Raw genomic sequence first — 18,239 nt, forward strand, 5'->3', positions numbered from 1 at the left:
CGACCGCCTTATTCCGGATCGTAATCCAGATTGGACGCCAGCCAGCGCTCGGCCTGTACACGGTCCACGCCCTTGCGCTTGGCGTAATCGACCACCTGCTCGCGGGTGACACGGCCGACCACGAAATACTGGCTCTGCGGGTGGCTGAAGTAGTAGCCCGACACCGCCGCGGTGGGCAGCATCGCAAAGCTCTCGGTCAGCTGCATGTCCGCGTTGCGCTCGGCATCCAGCAAGCGGAACAGCGTGGCTTTCTCGCTGTGCTCGGGGCAGGCCGGGTAGCCGGGCGCAGGGCGGATGCCGGCGTACTTCTCGGCGATCAGCGATTCGTTGTCCAGCTGCTCATCGGGCTGGTAGCCCCAGTAATCCATGCGCACGTGCTGGTGCAGGCGCTCGGCCAGGGCCTCGGCCAGGCGGTCGGCCAGTGCCTTGAGCAGGATCGCGTTGTAGTCGTCGTGGTCGGCCTCGAAGCGGGCCACGTGCGGGTCGATGCCGATGCCGGCGGTCACCGCGAACGCGCCGATCCAGTCCTGCTTGCCGCTGTCGGCCGGGGCGATGAAATCGGCCAGGCAGAAATCCGGGCGCTCGACCGGCTTGTCCACCTGCTGGCGCAGGAAGTGCAGCTCGGCCGGGCCATTGTCGGTACGCAGGTGCACATCATCGCCAACGCTGTTGGCCGGCCACAGGCCGAATACGGCCTTGGCGGTCAGCCACTTCTCCTCGACGATGCGGGTGAGCATCGCGCGGGCGTCCTTGTATAGATCGGTGGCCTGCGGGCCGACGATCTCATCGGTGAGGATCGCCGGGAACTTGCCGGCCAGTTCCCAGGCCTGGAAGAACGGCGTCCAGTCGATCACCTCGACCAGGTCGGCCAGCGGGTAATCGTCGAGCACATGCAGGCCCGGCTTGCGCGGTGCCGGCGGTGTGTAGGTGGCCCAGTCGCCCACGAACCGCTGGGCGCGTGCCTTGGCGAGGGTGACCAACCGCTTGGCGTCGCCACGATTGCGGTGGCGCTGGCGGATGTCGGCGTAGTCGGCCTCGTTGGCAGCCACGAAGGCATCGCGCAGCTCTCGCGAGATCAGCGATTGCGCCACGCCGACCGCGCGCGAGGCGTCCTTCACCCACACCGTGGGTGCCTTGTAGTGCGGATCGATCTTCAGCGCGGTGTGCGCGCGCGAGGTGGTCGCACCGCCGATCATCAGCGGCATCGTGAAGCCCTGGCGCTCCATCTCGCGCGCGACGTGGCTCATCTCTTCCAGCGAGGGCGTGATCAGGCCGGACAGGCCGATGATGTCGGCGTTCTCGGCGCGCGCGGCATCCAGGATCTTCTGTGCCGGCACCATCACGCCCAGATCGATCACGTCGAAGTTGTTGCAGGCCAGGACCACGCCGACGATGTTCTTGCCGATGTCGTGCACGTCACCCTTGACCGTGGCCATGATGATCTTGCCGTTGCTCTTGGCAGTGTCGCCGCTGCGGGCCTTTTCCGCCTCGATGTACGGCAGCAGGTAGGCCACCGCCTTCTTCATCACGCGTGCGGACTTGACCACCTGCGGCAGGAACATCTTGCCGGCGCCAAACAGGTCGCCCACGATGTTCATGCCGTCCATCAGCGGTCCTTCGATCACATCCAGCGGACGGGTCGAGCGCGCACGGGCTTCTTCGGTGTCCTGCTCGACCCACGCATCCATGCCGTGCACCAGCGCATGCGCGAGGCGATCATTGACCGGCTTTTCGCGCCAGGCGAGGTCTTCGCCGCGCACTTCGCCCTTCTTGCCCTTGTAGCGCTCGGCAATTTCCAGCAGGCGCTCGGTGCCGTCACTGCGGCGGTTGAGGATCACATCCTCCACGCGCTCGCGCAGCTCGGCGTCCAGATCATCGTAGATCGGCATCGCGCCCGCGTTGACGATGCCCATGTCCATGCCCGCGCCGATGGCATGGAACAGGAACACCGAGTGGATCGCCTGGCGCACGGTTTCATTGCCGCGGAACGAGAACGACACGTTGGAGACGCCGCCGGAGACATGGCAGTGCGGCAGGGTGCGTTTGATGATGCGGGTGGCTTCGATGAAGTCGACCGCGTAGTTGTCGTGCTCTTCGATGCCGGTGGCGACGGCGAAGATGTTCGGGTCGAAGATGATGTCTTGGGGCGGGAAGCCGACCTGCTCGGTCAGGACCCGGTAGGCGCGGGTGCAGATCTCGACCTTGCGCGCGCAGGTATCGGCCTGGCCGTCCTCATCGAAGGCCATCACCACGGCGGCCGCACCGTAGCGCAGCACCTTGCGTGCCTGTTCGATGAACTGCGCTTCGCCTTCCTTGAGCGAGATCGAGTTGACCACGCTCTTGCCCTGCAGGCACTTCAGACCCGCTTCGATCACGCTCCACTTGGAGGAGTCGACCATCACCGGAATCCGGGCGATGTCCGGCTCGGACATGATCAGGTTGAGGTAGCGCGTCATCGCCTTTTCGGAATCGATCAGGCCCTCGTCCATGTTGACGTCGAGGATCTGCGCGCCGTTGGCGACCTGCTGGCGCGCCACTTCCACCGCCTCTTCATAGCGTTCTTCCTTCACCAGCTTGCGGAACTGCGCGCTGCCGGTGACGTTGGTGCGCTCCCCGATGTTGACGAACAGCAGGTCCGGGGTGATGACCAGCGGCTCGAGACCGGACAGGCGGGTGTGGCGGGAAGACGTCATGGGCAGGCTGGCACGGGCTGGCGGAGGAGGGTCAACGACAACGGGAGCGTGGGGCGGATGCGGTCATGCCGCGTCTTCCAGCGGTGGTGCGGGCAGGCGGCGCGGCGGCAGATCGGCCACCGCTTCGGCAATCGCGCGGATGTGCGCCGGGGTGGTGCCGCAGCAGCCGCCCACCAGGTTGAGCAGACCGGCGCTGGCGAACTCGCGCAGCGTGGTGGCCATTTCTTCCGGGGTTTCGTCGTACTCGCCGAAGGCATTGGGCAGGCCGGCATTGGGATGCGCGCTGACCAGACACTCGGCCACAGTGGACAATGTCTCCACGTGGGGCCGCATGTCGCTGGCGCCGAGCGCGCAGTTCAGCCCGATCGACAGCGGCCGGCCATGCGCGACCGAGGCGTAGAACGCCTCGGCCGTCTGCCCGGAGAGGGTGCGGCCGGAGGCATCGGTGATCGTGCCGGAGATCATCACCGGCAGTCGACCACCGCGCGCATCGAACACTTCTTCGATGGCGAACAGCGCGGCCTTGGCGTTGAGCGTATCGAAGATGGTTTCCACCATCAGGGTGTCGGCGCCACCGTCGATCAGGCCATCGATGGCTTCGCGGTAGGTCTCGCGCAGCGCATCGAAGCTGGTATTGCGGAAGCCGGGATCGTTCACGTCCGGGCTGATCGACGCGGTGCGGCTGGTCGGGCCGAGCACGCCGATCACGAAGCGCGGTTTGCCCGGCGTGGTCGCCGCGACTGCATCGCAGCAGGCACGCGCCACTGCAGCACCGGCTTTGTTGAGCTCGTAGACCAGGTGTTCAAGGTGGTAGTCGGCCTGGCTGACCGAGGTCGCATTGAACGTATTGGTCTCGACCAGATCGGCGCCGGCCTCCAGGTACGCGGTATGGATGCCGCCGATCACCTCCGGGCGGGTCAGCAACAGCAGGTCGTTGTTGCCCTTGAGGTCATGTCCCTCCGGCGTGTCACCGGTCGCGGCATGATCGCAGCCGGGCCCGTGCTGGTGGTCGTAACCGCCGGCGAAGCGCGCGCCGCGGTAATCGTCCTCTTCCAGCCCATGGCGCTGGATCATCGTGCCCATGGCGCCATCGATGATCAGGATGCGCTGGGCCAGCGCCGTTTCCAGCGCATGCACGCGGTCGGGGTGGAGCCAGGGCAGGGATGGCATGGGCAGACCTCAGGGCTTGCTGGCAATCAGCGAAATGACTTCGAAATGCGGCGGGCGCTTCTCGCGGGTCACGGTTTCCAGGCTGGAAACGACCAGGCCGGCCTTCTCCACGAACTTGCGCAGTTCCTTGTCGCTGAAGCCGAGGTTGACGTGGCCATAGGCATCCACGGCCGCACGGTGTTCGTGGCGGGCCAGGCTGCACAGCAGCAGGCGCCCGCCTGGGCGCAGCACGCGCGCACCCTCGGCGACGGCCTGGGCCGGCTTGGCCGCATAGGTCAGTGCGTGCATCAGCACGACCAGGTCGAAACTCTGGTCGGGGAAGGGCAGGGCATGCATATCGCCTTCGCGCACTTCCACATTGGCCAGCCGGCGCAGGCGCTCGCTGGCAGCGGCGACCACGCGCGCGCTGGTGTCGATACAGATGTAGCGCTTGGCGTGCGGCGCCACAAGCTCGGCCAGCACGCCGTCACCGGAGGCGATATCGAGCACGTCACCGGTTTCCAGCAACGGCAGGGCGGTGCGCGCCAGCGCTTCCCAGGTGCGACCCGGGGAATAATGGCGCTCCATGTCGCCAGCGACGCTGTCGGCCCAGTTCTGGTCCGCCGCTCGGCTGGCCATGACGGCAGCCACGCGTTCAGCGTCCTGGCGCAGCAGCGGGTCGTCGCTGCCGGTGCTCAGGGCATGCCACAATGCGCGCTGCGCCGGATCCAGCGCGGCGTCATCGAAGCGGTAATACGCCGAGACGCCAGAGCGACGGTCGCGTACCAGGCCGGCTTCCTTGAGCCGGGCCAGGTGGGTGGACACCCGCGGCTGCGCCAGCGTGGTGATGGCCGACAGCTCGGCCACAGTGAGTTCTTCCTGCTCCAGCAGCGCCAGCAGGCGCACCCGGGTGGCGTCGGCAAACACTTTCAGCCGGACGGACCAGTCCTCGAGATCCATAAATATCTACCTATCGCGATATAGAGATATTTTCGTCCTTTGGCGGCGGTGCGGTCAAGTCAGGCGTGCTTTCCCCGGCCCCCGGTACAATCGCCCGACCGGGCCGCGCGCACTGCGGCCCTTATCACTCTGTACCCGGGAGGGTGTTGTGGATTTCAGTTTTACCGAAGAGCAGTTGATGCTGCAGGACGTTGCGCGCCGAATCGCGCAGGAAAAAATCGCGCCCAGCGCCGAACACCACGACCGCACCGGCGAGTTCCCGCTGGAGAACATTCGCCTGCTGGGCGAGAACGGGCTGATGGGCATTGAAGTGCCCGAAGCCTACGGCGGTGCGGGCATGGACCCGATCGCCTACGTCCTGGCGATGGTGGAGGTCGCCGCCGGGGACGCTGCGCATTCGACGATCATGTCGGTCAACAACTCGCTGTTCTGCAACGGCATCCTGACCCACGGCAGCGAAGCGCAGAAGCAGAAGTATGTGCGCGCCATCGCCGAGGGCGAGGCCATCGGTGCGTTCGCGCTGACCGAGCCGCAGTCCGGTTCGGATGCGACAGCCATGCGCTGCCGCGCGGTCAAGCAGGCCGACGGCACCTACGTGATCAACGGCAAGAAGAGCTGGATCACCTCCGGCCCGGTGGCCAAGTACATCGTGCTGTTTGCGATGACCGATCCGGAACAGGGCGCGCGTGGCATCACCGCCTTCATGATCGACACCGACAAGGCCGGCTTCCACCGGGGCAAGACCGAGCCGAAGCTGGGCATCCGCGCCTCGGCCACCTGCGAAATCGAGTTCCAGGACTACGTGGCCAGCGCCGACGACGTGCTGGGCAAGGAAGGTGAGGGCTTCAAGATCGCCATGGGCGTGCTTGACGCCGGCCGCATCGGCATCGCCTCCCAGGCCATCGGCATCGCCCGCGCTGCCTATGAGGCCACGATCGAGTACGTGAAGGACCGCAAGGCCTTCGGCGCGGCGATCGGCACTTTCCAGATGACCCAAGCGAAGATCGCCGACATGAAGTGCAAGCTGGATGCAGCCCTGCTGCTGACGCTGCGCGCGGCGTGGGTGAAGGGGCAGGGCAAGCGCTTCAGCAACGAAGCGGCGATCGCCAAGCTGACCGCCTCCGAAGCGGCGATGTGGATTACCCACCAGGCCGTGCAGATCCACGGTGGCATGGGCTATTCCAAGGAAATGCCGCTGGAGCGCTACTTCCGTGATGCCAAGATCACCGAGATCTACGAGGGCACCTCGGAAATCCAGCGGTTGGTGATCGCGCGCAACGAGACCGGGCTGCGCTGATCGATAGGACAGCGGCGCCCGTTGGGCGCCGCTGGTCGGTCCGGGGCCTCTGAAGTGGCCTTGAGAGGTTGCGGACGCTCCAGCGTCGGATCAAGGTAGGTGCCGACCGCTGGTCGGAACGCGGGGTAGTGCAGAATGTGCGGCCCCGTTCTGCAGGTCACCCCATGGTTATTTATCGAGGCGCAGGGTTCCTGACCCTGCTCACCCCCATTGCCGCCCTGTTGCTGCTGATGTGGCTGTGGCCGGATCCTGCGGTTGCCAAAGGCAATACCTCGCTGGCGCAGCTGCTGGTCGGATTCGGCATCGGCGCAGCGATCAATGTCGTGCTCGGCATCGTGCTCAACCGCGGCCCGCGCGCGGTGGGCGAGCATGCCCGCCATCACTTCTTCTACATGCCAATGCAGTGGCCGTCGTTGGTGATCGTGTTGGTATGCGCGGCAGTAGCGTTGCTGCGCTGAGACCATTTGGTAGTGCCGGCCGTCGGCCGGCAACCCGGCGATCCTTGCCTGGCAGGTGCCCGGAGCAGCCGGCCAGCGGCCGTCATTACCTGGTCCCCCGATGCGTGCCTTCGCTCAGCCACACATGGTGTGGCTCTACCCGTCATGCGGCGCACACAAAAAAGCCCCGGCTCGCGCCGGGGCTTCTTCATTCCAGCGTGACCACCCGCGGTGGTCACCTGGCGGTGGGGCAACCGTGGCTGCCCCTGTGCATCAACGATCCGGACGGTGGGCCGTATTGGCTTCGCCCTGGCGTTCCAGGAACTCCTTGGACGGTTCGTCCAGCTTGTCACCCAGCATGCGGCGGACCACCACGAAGAACACCGGGATCATCAGCAGACCCAGGAAGGTGGCGAACACCATGCCGCCGATCACGCCGGTACCGATGGCGTGACGCGCGTTGGCACCGGCACCGGTGGAGATGGCCATCGGCACCACGCCCATGATGAAGGCGAACGAGGTCATCAGGATCGGGCGGAAACGCAGGCGGGAGGCTTCGATGGTCGCCTCGCGCAGGTTCTTGCCTGCAGCCCGCTGCTCCACCGCGAACTCCACGATCAGGATCGCGTTCTTCGCCGCCAGGCCGATCACCGTGATCAGGCCGATCTTGAAGTACAGATCGTTCGGCAGGCCACGTGCCAGCGAGAAGGCCAGGGCGCCGAGGACACCCAGTGGCACCACCAGCAGCACCGCCACCGGGATCGACCAGCTTTCATACAGCGCGGCCAGGCAGAGGAACACCACCACGATGGACAGCACCAGCAGCAGGGTCGCGGCGTTGCCGGCCAGGATTTCCTGGTAGGACATGCCCGACCAGTCGTAGCCGAAGCCGGCTGGCAGGTCGTCGTTGACGATCCGCTCCATCGCCTGCATCGCCTCGCCCGAGCTGCGCCCGGCCGCCTGCGAACCGACGATGTTGACCGCCGAGTAGCCGTTGTAGCGGCTCAGCGACGGCGGTGCGGACACCCACTCGGACTTCACCACGGTGCTCAGCGGGATCATCGCCTGCGTGCCGTCGGGATTGGTCTGCAGCGTGCTGGGCGTGTAGAAGCTGTTCAACGATTCCGCACCGGTGCGATACGGGCCATCGGCCTGCAGGGTCACGCGCTTGATGCGGCCTTCGTAGAAGAAGTCGTTGACGTACACCGGGGCCAGCATCAGCTGGATGGTGCTGTACACGTCCGACACCGACAGGCCCATGGTCTGCGCCTGCACGCGGTCCACGTGCAACTGCAGCTGCGGGGCGTTTTCCAGGCCGTTCGGGCGCACGCCGGTCAGCAGGTCGCTTTCCTGCGCCGCCTTGCCGAGCAGGATGTTGCGGGCCTGCGTCAGCTGCTCATAGCCCACGCCGCCACGGTCCTGCAGCCACATGTCGAAGCCGCCGAACTGGCCCAGGCCCTGCACGGTCGGCAGGTTGACCACGAAGATCTGCGCTTCCTTGATCCCGTAGAACGCGCCGTTCATGTTGTTGATGAACTCGGGCACCGTGATGTCACGGTCCGCCCAGGGCTTGAGGCGGATGAAGCCCATGCCCACGTTTTCACCGGAGCCGACGAAGCTGAAACCAGCCACCTGCAGCATGCCTTCGAAGCCATCCTGCTTTTCCAGGATGCCGCGCATCTGGGCAAAGGCGTGGTTGGTCTGCGACTTGGTCGAGCCCGGCGGCAGCTGCACGATCGCCAGCGCGTAGCCCTGGTCTTCTTCGGGCAGGAAGCTGCCCGGCATGCGCGTGAACAGGAAACCGCACAGCACGGTCAGCACCACGAACAGGATCATCCAGCGCGGGGCATGCTTCACCGCCGAGGTGATGTGGCCCACGTAGGTGTTGCTGACCTTGTCGTAGTACTTGTTGAAGGTGCGGTAGACGATGTTCGGCTTGTCGTTGTGCGTCGGCTTGAGGAACGTCGCGCACAGCGCCGGGGTGAAGCCCAGGGCCAGGAAGGCCGAGAAGGCCATCGCGATGGCGATGGTCAGCGCGAACTGCTTGTAGATCTCACCGGCGGCGCCGCCCTGCAGGGCCGACGGAATGAACACCGCGGCCAGCACCACGGTGATGGCCACCACCGCACCGGTGATCTGGGTCATGGCCTTCTGGGTGGCGGCCTTGGGCGGCAGCTTCTCCTCGGTCATGATGCGTTCGACGTTCTCGATGACCACGATGGCGTCATCGACCACGATGCCGATCGCCAGCACCATCGCAAACAGCGTCAGCTGGTTGATGGTGAAGCCGATGATGCTCATGCCCAGGAACGTGCCCAGCAGTGCGACCGGGATGACCAGGGTCGGGATCAGCGTGGCGCGGAAGTTCTGCAGGAAGATCAGCATCACCAGGAACACCAGCACGACCGCTTCGATCAGGGTCTTGACCACTTCCTCGATCGAGATCTTCACGAAGGTGGTGCTGTCGTACGGCGAGAACCAGCTGACACCGGCCGGGAAGCTCGGCTTGAGCTCATCCATCTTCGAGGTGACCGCATTGGCCACGTTCAGCGCGTTGGCGCCCGGCAGCAGCTGGATCGCGAAGGCACCGGTCGGCTTGCCGTTGTACTGGGTGTCAAAGCCGTAGTTGTTCGCACCGAAGGCGATCCGGGCGACGTCCTTGAGCAGCACGCGCGAGCCGTCGGCATTGGCGCGCAGGATGATGTTCTCGAACTCTTCCGGCGAGCTGAAGCGGCCTTCGGCCGACACGGTCGCGGTGAAGTAGTGCCCCTCGGGCGAGGGATCCGAGCCCAGCGAACCGGCCGCGAACTGCACGTTCTGGTCCTTGATCGCGGCCAGTACCTGGGTGGCCGACAGGCCGTAACCCTGCATCTTTTCCGGGTTGAGCCAGATATTCATGGCGTACTCGGAACCGAACTGCTGGGTGCTGCCCACGCCGGGGATACGCGAGATCTGGTCGAGCACGCGCGAACCGACGATGTCGTTGAGGGCGTCGCGGTCGATCGAGGCGCTGTCGGACTGCAGGGCCACCACCATCAGGAAGCCGGCGTTGGCCTTGGCCACCACCACGCCCTGCTGGGTCACTTCGGTCGGCAGGCGAGGCGTTGCCAGCGAGACCTTGTTCTGCACCTGGACCTGGGCGATATCGGCATCGGTGCCGGTTTCGAAGGTCAGGGTGATGGTGACGCGGCCGTTGGAGGCCGAAGAGGAGCTGAAGTACAGCAGGTGATCGATACCGGTCAGCTGCTGCTCGATCACCTGGGTGACCGACTTTTCGGCGGTGTCGGCGCTGGCGCCGGGGTAGGTGGCGCTCACCGTCACCTGGGGAGGCGCGATGCTCGGGTAGGACTCCACGCCCAGACCCAGGATCGAGATCACGCCCGCAAGCGAGATCAGGATCGCGACCACCCAGGCGAATACCGGGTGTTCAATGAAAAATTTAGGCATGACGGAGGATTCCCGTTATTGCTTGTTCGGTTCGGCAGCCGGAGCGGCGTCGGACTTTGCGGCGGCGGCATCAGCCGGGGCGGCCGCGGCATCGGGCTTGGCGGCAGCCGCCGGAGCAGCACCTGCCGGAGCAGCACCCGCCGGCGCCTGGCCATTGCCGTTGCCGGCAGCCGGGTTCCACGGGGCAGCCTTGGCCGGTTCGCCTTCCTTGACCTTCTGCACGCCGGCGACGATGACCTGATCGCCCGCATCCAGACCGCCGCTGACCAGCCAGTTGCTGCCCTGCTGGCCTTCGCTCTTCACATTCTTGCGGGCAACCTTGCCGTCCTTGCCCACCACCAGCACGTAGCCGCCGGTGGTGTCGCGCTGCAGCGCCTGCAGGGGCACCAGGTAGGCGTTGTTGCGCTCACCCAGGGTCGCCTGGAAGCTGACGAAGGCACCCGGCAGCAGGATCTGCTGCGGGTTGGGCAGCACCGCGCGCAGCGAGACCGCGCCGGTGGCCGGGTCGACCGTGGTCGAGGAGAAATCCAGTGTGCCCGGCTGGTCGTAGACGGTGCCGTCAGCCAGCTTCACCTGCACGGTGGACTTGCCGTCACCACTAAGGGCCAGTGCGCCCTTGGCCTGGGCCGCGCGCATCTGGGTCAGCTCATCCACGCTCATCGAGAAGTTCACGTACAGCGGGTCGAGCTGATCCACGGTGGTCAGCAGGGTCACATCGCCCTGGCCAACCAGCGCACCTTCAGTGACCTGCTGCTTGCCAGCGCGGCCGCTGATCGGCGAGCGCACTTCGGCATAGCCGAGGTTGATCTTCGCGCTGGCCAGCGAGGCCTGGGCCTGCTGCACGGCGGCAGCGGCAGTGCGCTCGGTGGCTTCGGCTGCATCCAGGTCGGACTTGGAGACGTAGGCCTGCGGCGCCAGCGAGCGGGCGCGGTTGGCAGCGGCCTTGGCATTGGCGGCGGTGGCCTGGGCCGAGGCCAGTTCGGCCTGCGCAGCATTGAGCGAGGCACGCAGGGGGGCTGGATCGATCAGGAACAGCACCTGGCCTTCCTTCACATCCGAGCCTTCCTGATAGACGCGCTTGAGCAGCACGCCCGGCACGCGGGCCCGGACGTCGGCACTGCGGAACGGCGAAAGGCGGCCGACCAGTTCACGCTGCAACGGCAGGGTCTGCGGCTTGGCCTCGATCACGCCCACCTCCGGCGGCGGCGGGGCCTGCTGCTCTTCCTTCTTGCAGGCGGTCAACGCAAGGGCGACTGCGCACGTCAGGGCAAGGGTGCGGAGTGGGGCGATCATCAGGAGAAGCTCCGGTGTTGGTTTGAATACGAAGCCGTGGCGGCTTCGGGCGCGGCGAACGCGCGCAGGAAGCTGTCAACGGAGAATTCTGCCCAGCGGCGGCGCACGGCGGCGTCAGCGCGATGGGGGATATGGAAGCGCTGTTTTTCGACATCCAAGCCGGCGATCATGCTCAATAGCAGTTCAGCCATGAAGTGCGGGTCGTCATGCCTCAATTGGCCCCGGGCAGAGCGTGTTGCCAGCCATTCAGATACATGAAGCGCCAGGGCCCCGGCGCCGTCCTGATAGAGGGTACGGGCTTCCTGGGGGAACTGGCTGGATTCTGTCGCGATCAGCCTTCGGGCCTGGACCACATGCGGCTGGTTGAAATGGTCCAGGTAGTCGTTGGCGAACTGCAGCAGGCTGCCACGCAGGTCATCACCGTCGAGTGAGCGCAGCCCGGCGGTCGCGCGGCAGACATGCCGCTGCATCACCCGGCGCAGCAGTTCCTGCTTGCTGCCGTAGCGGCTGTAGAGCGTCTGCTTGGAGCAGCCCGCGTGCTGGGCCACGGCGTCCATGCTCAATTGCATGCCGTGGCTGGCCAGCAGTTCGCGCACAGCATCGAACACGCGATGATCGCGCGCGTCCATGGCGCTGGCGGCGGGGGGTGGGGGAGTCACGGGGTGGACTATACCGTCCAGTTCAGAATTGTAGAAGCCTTGTCTTTCCGTCGCGTTTGATGACCAACGTCAAGTTGCAACCGAAGCGGCCGATGCTGCGTCGGATGAAACCCCGATGCGTTGATCCGTACCCGTCCGAACTGACGGTGGCGATGTAAACGGGACCCAACCCGAATCACCTTATTCCGTCCTGCAGCAAGGTATTTCTGTGCGGTAGGCCTACAATTTCATTTTCCCAACTGAGCAACACGCACCGCTCCGTCATGAAACCGCAGAAACCAGCAGCCAAGACCGTGAAAAACAAATCCAAACCAGCCGATACGCAGACTGTTTCGCCAGTGGGCTTCTCGCTGGAGCCGGTGTACACGGCCTTGCGCAAGCGCTACCCGTCGGCCGGGCAGGCCGAGGCAGTGGCTTTTGCCGCCGACTTCTACAAGCGCATGGAGGCGGACGAGTTCCCGCACCACAGCGCCGAGGAGTGGGCTGCACTGGCAGCGGACACGCTGGAATTTGCGCGCGTGCGCAAGTCCGGCAAGGCCAACGTCCGCGTGTTCAACCCGACGCTGAAGAGCAACGGGTGGGAGTCGCCGCACACGGTGCTGCAGATCGTCAACGACGATATGCCGTTCCTGGTCGACACCGTCACGATGTCGCTGGCCGAGCATGGCGTCGGCGTGCACGTGCTGGGTCACCCGGTGATCCGTTTCGCGCGTGACAAGGCCGGCAAGCTGACCGGTGTCAGCGACGGCACCGCCGAATCGGTGATGCTGCTGGAGATCGACCGCCAGCCGGCCGAGGCGATGGCCGACGTTGAGAAGGCGATCATCAAGGCGCTGGACGAGGTGCGTGCCATCGTCCGCGATTGGGACGCGATGCGTGCCAAGGCGCAGAGCCTGGCCGACGACCTCGGCAGCCGCCAGCTGCCCGTCGATGCCGCCTCGCGCGCTGAGGCGCAGGAGTTCCTGCGCTGGGCCGCCGACAACCACTTCACCTTCTTCGGTTACCGCGAATACCGCGTCGAGAAGCAGGGCAAGGAAGACGTGCTGGCGCCGTTGAACGACACCGGCCTGGGCCTGATGCGCGGGCAGGACAAGTCCGCTGCACGTCCGGTCAAGACCCTCGCCGCGCAGGGCCTCAATGCCACCACCGGGTTGAAGGACGCGCTGATCCTGACCAAGACCAATGCCCGCTCGCGCGTGCATCGCGCCGGTTACATGGATTACATCGGCGTGCTCGAATTCGACGCCAAGGGCAAGATCATCGGCGAGCAGCGCTTCCTGGGTCTGTTCACCTCCAGCGCGTACAACCGCCGCCCGTGGGAAATCCCGCTGGTGCGCCAGCGCCACGAATACGTGATGAGCAAGTCCGGCCTGGCACCGAGCAGCCACAGCGGCAAGGCCCTGCGCCACATCCTGGAAACCCTGCCGCGCGAAGAGCTGTTCCAGTCCAGCGAGGACGAACTGTTCCGCACCGCCATGGGCGTGCTGGGCCTGCAGGAGCGCGTGCGCAGCCGTCTGTTCCTGCGCCGTGACAAGTACAGCCGTTTCATCTCCGCGCTGGTGTACCTGCCGCGCGAACGCTTCAACACCGATGTGCGCCTGCGCATCGAAGCCATGCTCAAGGACGCCCTGCAGGGCGAGTACGTGGACAGCTCGGTCGTGCTCGGTGAGTCGCCGCTGGCCCAGGTGCACCTGATCGTGCGCCCGAAGGCTGGCCAGACCCTGGAAGTGGATACCAGCGCACTGGAGCAGAAGCTTGCCCAGGTGCTGCGCAACTGGCAGGACGATCTGCGCGAAGCGCTGGTGGCCCGTCACGGTGAGGGCGAAGGCCTGCGCATCGCGGCGCGTATCGGCAAGGCGTTGCCGGCCGGCTACATCGAAGACTCCAGCACCGAGATCGCCGCCAATGACGTCAGCCAGCTGGATGCGCTGACCGGCCCGGACGATCTGCGCCTGAGCCTGCAGGCCGTGCAGCGCGAAGGCGGCGATGGCCTGCGCCTGAAGCTGTATCGCCAGTTGGACGATATTCCGCTGTCCGATGCGCTGCCGATGATGGAAAACATGGGCCTGCGTGTCATCGCCGAGCGTCCGTACCGTCTGACGGTCGATAACGCCCCGGTGTATGTGCAGGACTTCGAAGTGGAATCGGTGGCCGGTGCGATCGATGCGCCGAGCGTTGATGCCGCCTTCGGTGAAACCTTCGCCCGCGTGTGGCACGGCGATGCCGAGAACGACGGCTTCAACCGCCTCGTGCTCGCCGCCGGCCTGCACTGGCGCCAGGTGGCGATGCTGCGTGGCTACTGCAAGTACCTGCTGCAGACCGGCGTGCCGTTCTCGCAGGCCTATGTGGAAGGCACCTTCACCCGTTACCCGCTGCTGGCCCGCCTGCTGGTGGAGTTGTTCGAAGCCCGCTTCGATCCGGCCACCGGCCACGAGAGCAAGGACGCGATCGCCGAGGGCCAGGCCCAGCTGCGCGCGCACCTGACCGTGCTCGCCGGCGGTGACGAAGCCACCCTGAAAGTGCTCAAGACCGTGGTCGATGCGCGCAAGGGCGACCGCACCGTGCAGATGGACGCCGCGCGCGATGCGCTGCTCAAGCTGATGGACCGCGTCTCCAGCCTCGATGAAGACCGCATCCTGCGCAGCTTCATGGGCGTGATCGATGCGACCCTGCGCACCAGCTACTACCAGACCGATGCCGAGGGCCGCCCGGGCCACGTCATCAGCTTCAAGTTCGATTCGGCGCTGGTGCCGGACCTGCCCAAGCCGCGCCCGTACCGCGAAATCTTCGTGTACGGCCCGCGCGTGGAAGGTACCCACCTGCGTTTCGGTGCCGTCGCCCGTGGCGGCCTGCGCTGGTCGGACCGTCGCGAAGATTTCCGTACCGAGGTGCTGGGCCTGGTCAAGGCACAGATGGTCAAGAACACCGTGATCGTGCCGGTCGGCGCGAAGGGCGGCTTCTTCGCCAAGATGCCGCCGGTCAACGGTGACCGTGATGCGGTGTTCGCCAACGGCGTGGCCTGCTACAAGCTGTTCATCCAGGGCCTGCTGGACATCACCGACAACATCGTCAACAACAAGATCGTGCCGCCGGTGGACGTGGTCCGCCACGACATGGACGACCCGTACCTGGTGGTGGCCGCCGACAAGGGCACCGCGACCTTCTCCGACATCGCCAACGGCCTGGCCGTGGCGCACGGCTTCTGGATGGGCGATGCGTTCGCCTCCGGTGGCTCGGTCGGTTACGACCACAAGGGCATGGGCATCACCGCACGTGGCGCGTGGGAGTCGGTCAAGCGCCACTTCCGTGCGCTGGGCCGTGACAGCCAGAGCCAGGACTTCACCGCGGTCGGCGTGGGCGACATGTCCGGCGACGTGTTCGGCAACGGCATGCTGTTGTCGCGCCACATCCGCCTGGTGGCTGCATTCGATCACCGCCACATCTTCCTGGACCCGAACCCGGATGCGGCCACGACCTTCGTCGAGCGCGAGCGTCTGTTCACCGTGCCGCGCTCCAGCTGGGCCGATTACGATGCCAAGCTGATCAGCAAGGGCGGCGGCGTGTACCCGCGTACGCTGAAGTCGATCGAGATCACCCCGCAGGTGCGTGAGGTGCTCGGCCTGGACGAGGGCATCAAGTCGATGACCCCGAACGATCTGATGAGCGCGATCCTCAAGGCGCCGGTCGATCTGTTGTGGAACGGCGGCATCGGTACCTACGTCAAGGCGGCCAGCGAGCAGCACAGCGATGTCGGCGACCGCGCCAACAACGCGCTGCGCGTCAATGGCGGCGAGCTGCGCTGCAAGGTGGTGGGCGAGGGCGGCAACCTGGGCATGACCCAGCTGGGCCGTATCGAAGCCGCCCAGGCCGGCGTGCTGCTCAACACCGACTTCATCGACAACTCGGCCGGTGTGGACACCTCCGATCACGAAGTCAACATCAAGATCCTGCTCAACGATGTGGTGCGTGCCAAAAAGTTGACCGTCGAACAGCGCAACAAGCTGCTGGCCTCGATGACCGACGAAGTGGCCGCGCTGGTGCTGATGGACAACTACCGTCAGAACCAGGCGCTGAGCCTGATGGAACGCATGGCGGTCAAGCGCCTGGGTTCCAAGCAGCACTTCATCCGCACCCTGGAACAGCAGGGCCTGCTGGATCGCCAGATCGAGTACCTGCCCTCGGATGCGGAACTGTCCGCACGCAAGGCGCGTGGCCAGGGCCTGACCCGTCCGGAACTGTCGGTGCTGTTGTCCTACTCCAAGCTGGTGGCCTTCCAGCAGCTGCTCGAGTCGGACATTCCGGAAGATCCCTACCTGTCCAAGGAGCTGCAGCGCTACTTCCCGACGCCGCTGCAGAAGAAGTACGCCGATGCGATGGAGCGTCACCGCCTGAAGCGCGAAATCATCGCCACGGCCGTGACCAACCAGACCATCAACCGCATGGGCGCCACCTTCCTGATGCGCATGCAGGAAGACACAGGCCGCACCGTGGCCGAGGTCGCCAAGGCGTACACGATCAGCCGTGAAACGCTGGATGCACGCGCCCTGTGGGCACAGATCGACGCCCTCGACGGCACGTTGCCTGAGTCGGTGCAGATCGACGCGCTGGAAGTGATCTGGAAGCTGCAGCGTTCGTTCGTGCGCTGGCTGCTCTCGCGCCCGGGCGCCATGCCGGGCATCACCGAAGCGGTCAACCGCTACCAGGCTGCCTTCAACGACATCCGCGACGCGTCGGGCGTGCTGCCCGATTCGCAGCGCCCGGCCTACGAGGCCAGCGTGCAGGAGTGGAAGGACAAGGGCCTGCCGCCGGCGTTGTCGCAGCAGCTCTCGGAACTGCAGTTCCTGGAGCCGGCGTTCGACATCATCGAGCTGGCCCGCACCCGCAAGCTCAAGCCGGTGGACGTCTCCAAGGTCCACTTCCGCCTGGGCGACGCCCTGCAGCTGCCGTGGCTGTTCGAACAGATCGACGCGCTGGAGGTCAACGGCCGCTGGCACGCCGTGGCCCGTGGCGTGCTGCGCGACGAGCTGGCCGCCCACCATCGCAACCTGGCTGCCCAGGTCCTGTCGATGAAGGGCAGCAGCGCCGAAGCCAAGGTCGCCGCCTGGATGGGGCGCGATGACAGCAGCCTGCGCTTCACCCTGGCGATGCTGGCCGAGCTGGCCGAGCAGAAGACCCTGGACTACCCGACCGTCTCGGTCGCGGTGCAGCGCCTGGGTCAGCTGGCCTCGCATGGTGCGTAAGCGCATTCGCGCTGACGCCCCACGGTTTGCTTTGCAAACCGTGGGGCCCATGCAAACGATGCTTCCAGACCCCCGCGCCTTCGGCGCGCCCCCCTGACTCAGGGGGGCTCTGCTCCAGAGGGATGGGCGGGGGCCGGTAACGGCATTGCATGAGAAACACACGGCTCCGCTTCGGCGGGGCCGTTTTCGTTTCCGTTCGTGCCGGCCCGCGACCGGCACGAACGGTTATGCTCTTGCCGGCATACCCCACCCGGATTCACCGATGAGCGACACCCCCCGTATCGCCTTCCTGGCCAGTTCCACCGAAGCGGCGCAGCTCGCCCTGGCACAGATGCGGGCCCGCTACGGCGACTACGCGCCCGAGCAGGCCGAGGTGCTGTGCCCGTTGGGCGGTGATGGCTTCCTGCTGCAGACCCTGCATCGCTACGGCGCGCTGGATCGGCCCGTGTTCGGCATGAAGCTGGGCACGGTCGGGTTCCTGATGAACCAGTTCCGTGATGACGATCTGCCCGCGCGCCTGGCGGCCGCCGAGCCGGCCAACCTGCGGCCGCTGGAGATGCTGGCCCTGACCGAGTCCGGCACCACCACCGGGTCGCTGGCCTACAACGACGTCTCGCTGCTGCGCCAGACCCGCCAGGCCGCGCATATCGGCATCGACCTCAACGGCCAGGAACGCGTGGCCGAGCTGATCGGCGACGGGGTGCTGGTCGCCACGCCTGCCGGCAGCACGGCGTACAACTATTCCGCGCATGGCCCGATCCTTCCGCTGGGCTCGCACACGATCGCGCTGACCCCGTTGGCGCCGTACCGTCCGCGCCGCTGGCGCGGGGCGATCCTCAAGGCCGACACCGAAGTGCGGTTCCGCGTTCTCGACCCCTACAAGCGCCCGGTCAGCGTCACCGCCGATTCGCATGAAACCCGCGATGTGGTGGAAGTGACCATCCGTGAATCGCGCGAACGCCGCGTCACCATGCTGTTCGACCCGGAGCACAATCTGGAAGACCGGATCCTGAGCGAGCAGTTCATGTTCTGACGGCGCACGGCCGTGGCGGCCATGCTCTGTG

Annotated in this window: 9 protein-coding genes and 1 pseudogene; 4 read left to right on the forward strand and 6 right to left on the reverse strand. The window is 65.9% G+C overall.

The genetic code is table 11. From position 1 onward, the window contains the following. Nucleotides 1-8: 8 nt before the first annotated feature. The 3 genes from metH to AC06E9_RS05170 all read right to left on the reverse strand — a co-directional run bounded on the left by metH (nucleotide 9) and on the right by AC06E9_RS05170 (nucleotide 4,802). Complete coding sequence (gene metH, locus AC06E9_RS05160; protein WP_478055612.1) at nucleotides 9-2,693, reverse strand: methionine synthase; 2,685 nt, start codon at nucleotides 2,691-2,693, stop codon at nucleotides 9-11. Between the two features lie 63 nt (nucleotides 2,694-2,756). Continuing rightward, nucleotides 2,757-3,863, reverse strand: a complete 1,107-nt coding sequence (locus AC06E9_RS05165) for a homocysteine S-methyltransferase family protein (protein WP_478049305.1) — start codon at nucleotides 3,861-3,863, stop codon at nucleotides 2,757-2,759. 9 nt (nucleotides 3,864-3,872) lie between these two features. Then, entirely contained in the window at nucleotides 3,873-4,802 is a 930-nt protein-coding gene (locus AC06E9_RS05170) for an ArsR/SmtB family transcription factor (RefSeq protein ID WP_121037902.1), read from the reverse strand. Nucleotides 4,803-4,914: 112 nt separating this feature from the next. Here AC06E9_RS05170 and AC06E9_RS05175 point away from each other — a divergent pair, with 112 nt between their 5' ends. Together AC06E9_RS05175 and AC06E9_RS05180 are read left to right on the forward strand one after the other, a co-directional pair. Then, the gene (locus tag AC06E9_RS05175) at nucleotides 4,915-6,099 is read left to right on the forward strand and encodes an acyl-CoA dehydrogenase family protein (protein ID WP_428999441.1); all 1,185 of its coding nucleotides are present in this window, start codon (nucleotides 4,915-4,917) and stop codon (nucleotides 6,097-6,099) included. A 164-nt stretch (nucleotides 6,100-6,263) separates the two neighbouring features. Then, nucleotides 6,264-6,557, forward strand: coding sequence for a hypothetical protein (locus tag AC06E9_RS05180; protein ID WP_121037897.1), 294 nt, complete (start codon nucleotides 6,264-6,266; stop codon nucleotides 6,555-6,557). Nucleotides 6,558-6,809: 252 nt separating this feature from the next. On the opposite strand, the gene AC06E9_RS05185 is transcribed toward AC06E9_RS05180, so the two are convergent. Genes AC06E9_RS05185 through AC06E9_RS05195 form a run of 3 tightly spaced genes read right to left on the reverse strand, consistent with a single transcriptional unit; the run spans nucleotide 6,810 to nucleotide 11,905 of the window. Beyond that, entirely contained in the window at nucleotides 6,810-9,983 is a 3,174-nt protein-coding gene (locus AC06E9_RS05185; protein ID WP_121037894.1) for a multidrug efflux RND transporter permease subunit, read from the reverse strand. 15 nt (nucleotides 9,984-9,998) lie between these two features. Further along, complete coding sequence (locus AC06E9_RS05190; protein ID WP_478055613.1) at nucleotides 9,999-11,276, reverse strand: efflux RND transporter periplasmic adaptor subunit; 1,278 nt, start codon at nucleotides 11,274-11,276, stop codon at nucleotides 9,999-10,001. After that, nucleotides 11,276-11,905, reverse strand: coding sequence for a TetR/AcrR family transcriptional regulator (locus tag AC06E9_RS05195; RefSeq protein ID WP_282263817.1), 630 nt, complete (start codon nucleotides 11,903-11,905; stop codon nucleotides 11,276-11,278). The genes AC06E9_RS05190 and AC06E9_RS05195 overlap by 1 nt, the downstream gene beginning before the upstream one ends. A gap of 374 nt (nucleotides 11,906-12,279) precedes the next feature. Between AC06E9_RS05195 and AC06E9_RS05200 the strand changes: the two are divergent. Next, nucleotides 12,280-17,175, forward strand: a pseudogene (locus tag AC06E9_RS05200) (NAD-glutamate dehydrogenase); the annotation flags it as partial. A 262-nt stretch (nucleotides 17,176-17,437) separates the two neighbouring features. Then, on the forward strand, nucleotides 17,438-18,208 hold the full coding sequence (locus AC06E9_RS05205; protein ID WP_121037882.1) for an NAD kinase: 771 nt from the start codon (nucleotides 17,438-17,440) through the stop codon (nucleotides 18,206-18,208). Nucleotides 18,209-18,239 lie beyond the last annotated feature (31 nt).

Source organism: Stenotrophomonas sp. Steno-Z10-BAI, from assembly GCF_056393115.1.

What these genes read in the sequence shown, in the direction of transcription:
- metH (WP_478055612.1), bottom strand. Translation starts at nt 2,693, where the DNA reads ATGACGTCTTCCCGCCACACCCGCCTGTCCGGTCTCGAGCCGCTGGTC.
- AC06E9_RS05165 (WP_478049305.1), bottom strand. Translation starts at nt 3,863, where the DNA reads ATGCCATCCCTGCCCTGGCTCCACCCCGACCGCGTGCATGCGCTGGAA.
- AC06E9_RS05170 (WP_121037902.1), bottom strand. Translation starts at nt 4,802, where the DNA reads ATGGATCTCGAGGACTGGTCCGTCCGGCTGAAAGTGTTTGCCGACGCC.
- AC06E9_RS05180 (WP_121037897.1), top strand. Translation starts at nt 6,264, where the DNA reads ATGGTTATTTATCGAGGCGCAGGGTTCCTGACCCTGCTCACCCCCATT.
- AC06E9_RS05185 (WP_121037894.1), bottom strand. Translation starts at nt 9,983, where the DNA reads ATGCCTAAATTTTTCATTGAACACCCGGTATTCGCCTGGGTGGTCGCG.
- AC06E9_RS05190 (WP_478055613.1), bottom strand. Translation starts at nt 11,276, where the DNA reads ATGATCGCCCCACTCCGCACCCTTGCCCTGACGTGCGCAGTCGCCCTT.
- AC06E9_RS05195 (WP_282263817.1), bottom strand. Translation starts at nt 11,905, where the DNA reads ATGGACGCGCGCGATCATCGCGTGTTCGATGCTGTGCGCGAACTGCTG.
- AC06E9_RS05205 (WP_121037882.1), top strand. Translation starts at nt 17,438, where the DNA reads ATGAGCGACACCCCCCGTATCGCCTTCCTGGCCAGTTCCACCGAAGCG.